2 protein-coding genes are annotated in these 2,912 nt (G+C 33.6%); both read left to right on the plus strand.

What is annotated here, in order from left to right; all coding sequences use genetic code 11:
• Window positions 1-178 precede the first annotated feature (178 nt).
• Window positions 179-682 (plus strand): hypothetical protein, encoded by a 504-nt coding sequence (locus FC98_RS13580; protein ID WP_056949747.1) that lies wholly within the window; start codon window positions 179-181, stop codon window positions 680-682.
• 742 nt (window positions 683-1,424) lie between these two features.
• On the plus strand, window positions 1,425-2,147 hold the full coding sequence (gene rpiA / locus FC98_RS13590) for a ribose-5-phosphate isomerase RpiA (protein WP_008213574.1): 723 nt from the start codon (window positions 1,425-1,427) through the stop codon (window positions 2,145-2,147).
• Window positions 2,148-2,912 lie beyond the last annotated feature (765 nt).

Genomic DNA, 2,912 nt, shown 5'->3' on the forward strand with positions numbered 1-2,912 from the left:
ATTGTTGCCAGGTAATATTGCTGGGATAATTAGTCATCATAATTTCCTTTTTTGTCAAAATATAGTAAAGTTCAAGTCAGATCTCAAACAGTTTCTTAGCTCTTTAGTTATTACATTTAAGTGTTAAAGTAGATACATCTTGAATGAATGTAACTTTTTTGTGAATGAGGGAACTTGTATGTATAAAAAGATGATCATAATGCTTGTTACTGTTGTTACTTTTATTGTTAGCTTTAATATTAATGCTTTAACGGCCTCTGCTGTACCTCTTGATCACTACCATATTGTCATTACTTATACTAAGCCTTATAAAAAATATATTGGACATAAGTATAGTAATTGGAATACTATTTATTCTGCAAAAAAGAAAACAAAATCGACTTTTTCTAAATCGGTAACGTGGGCTAACTCTTTAACAGGGAATGTTTCACTGTCTAAGGGGAAGTTGACTGCTTTGTTAGGGTTTAATGTAACTTGGTCAGATACCGTTACAATAAATGTTCCGTTTTCTTTTAATGGAAAATATCGACAAAAAGTTCAGTATCGTAAGAGGTATCGAAAATATAAGATTACGCGAATAGAATACCTAAAAATAGTCGGATCATCAACACAAAAGAAACATCTTAAGGCTTTTGCGTATAAGTACGATGGTGTTGTGAGTCGTGTTGTTAGGGATAAGTAGGTGATAAAATTGGATTTTTTTAAACTATCTAGTTTGTTTGGTAGCTTTGCCCTATTAACAATATTTTTACTACAAATTATGAATGTTTTTTCTGAAATGCTATCAACATCGGATGTTTTGCAAGATGGAACTAAAATAACTAATCAAGTTAATTACTTTATGACCCCATTAGTTACAATTCCAGTTATTTTTTTAATATTGTTTTTTATTTTTTTTATACTTGGTATCTGTAAAATTAAGAAGTAATAAACTAGTGATTGATTGGATTTAAAATTATGTAATCTTTTTTTGGGGGGGGAGATTGATGAATATCAGAAAAATTATCTGATCAAAAATGTAAGCTATAATACCGATTGCGCCTACGTCAAGTTTTGGTACTAAATTTCAGTATAGGGGCAGATAGAGTTAATTATCATAGATCGGCATCTTTGACTTTGAGGACTTTGTATATCATGTAGACAATCAAAATAATATAAATTCCTATTAGGTATAGGTAGAACGGTAGGCCACATAAAAATCAACAATATTAGAATGAAATTGATACTATCTTGCCAATCAGAGTTTGGTTCATGCTTGTTCATAAAAAATCATCAGTTCATCGGTTGAATCTGTCCGTAAACAGAAAATAAACTTGCTTTAATGTTAGCTGTTTGATGAAGCGATATAAAGATGTTTTGACATTGATGGAGTTGGAAATAGAAGAATGCCAAGTTGGCTTTAAAATTAAGGAGATGGGAGATTCATGAGTACGATCAATTCAGAGCTTCAGAACAAGTTAAAAAAGGCTGCGGCGGTTAAAGCTGCAGATTATGTTAAAGACGGTATGATTGTTGGGCTTGGAAGTGGTTCAACGGTTACAATGCTGGTCGATGAGTTGGGACGACGGGTTCAGGAAGACGGCCTGAACTTTACGGGCGTTTCCACGTCAATTTCAACAGCGAAGCAGGCTGAATCATTGGGAATAAAAATTTCTGATTTGGATTCGATTGACACAATTGATTTAACCATTGACGGTGCCGACCAGGTTGACAGTGACTTTAATGGTATTAAAGGTGGTGGTGGAAACCTGTTTTGGGAAAAGATTGTGGCTGCCAATTCTAAAAAGCTTATTTGGATCGTAGACCAATCCAAAATTGTTGACCGGATCGGTGCCTTTCCACTGGCTGTTGATGTAGAACCTTTTGGCAGTCATCATGTTTTGAAAAAATTTTCCGATGCCGGATTTAATCCGGTTGTTAGGACTGATAAGAACGGCAAGATCTTTAAAACGGACTCAAATAACATCATTTTGGATCTTCATTTGCATAAAATTAACGACCCAGATAAACTGTCTAACGCCTTAATTAACACAGTTGGTGTGGTTGAACATGGCTTGTTTTTAAATGCAGTTAATGAGGTTGTTGTGGGCAAAGAGGGGGCACCTCAAATTATGATTAATTCTAAAGCCCATCCATCTTATCAATAAAATGTCACGTCTTGATTACTCATATTAAATTAGTCGGTTAGAGGAGCAATATAACTGTGGTTCTTGACCGTTCAATCATAAAATCCTATTAAACTAATCTTTAAGACTGGTTTAATAGGATTTTTGGGTGCAATACAAAGTGCATAACGAGATGTGTTATAAGATACAATATTTGAGTTGAGTCATATTTTTCGATGACTGCTCTTTGATGATTATCCGGTCAACATCGATCGCTATGATAAAAGTCGAAATAATTAAAAATGAGATTGCCGACAACTCCGCAAATGAGCAGAGTGAATCCATAAATCAGTGATTCCATTAGTTTTTTATGACTCAAATTCGCTTTTTTACATAGAAGTGTGCTCTATTAAGGGAGATCTTAGTCGTTTTCAAGATTACTAATGGCATTACTATTGTTAAGCAAAGCTTGCTTTACTTTTTCACTTATAGTGTTTTTTTGTTTATCTTGTTTTTCAGATTCCACGTAAATCAACTCCCGTATTGTTACATAATAAGCCTAATTTAACACAAAAACATTGCGCCTCGTTATCAATTTAGTTGTTATTACATTAAAAAGCCAATGGATAATGATCATCTCATTTAGACAATTCTATTGAACATTTTTAAACAGCATTAGTTCATACAAATAGGCAAGGTCACAAGAGCATACCCTAGTGGCCGTTTAGTAGGAGGACTATCATTTCATTTGTTCATCTATGTTCAATTGAGTTTCATGGATTGAAGTCAATATTTGAGACAGGTTTT

This window comes from Lentilactobacillus kisonensis DSM 19906 = JCM 15041 (assembly GCF_001434135.1).
GTDB lineage: Bacteria > Bacillota > Bacilli > Lactobacillales > Lactobacillaceae > Lentilactobacillus > Lentilactobacillus kisonensis.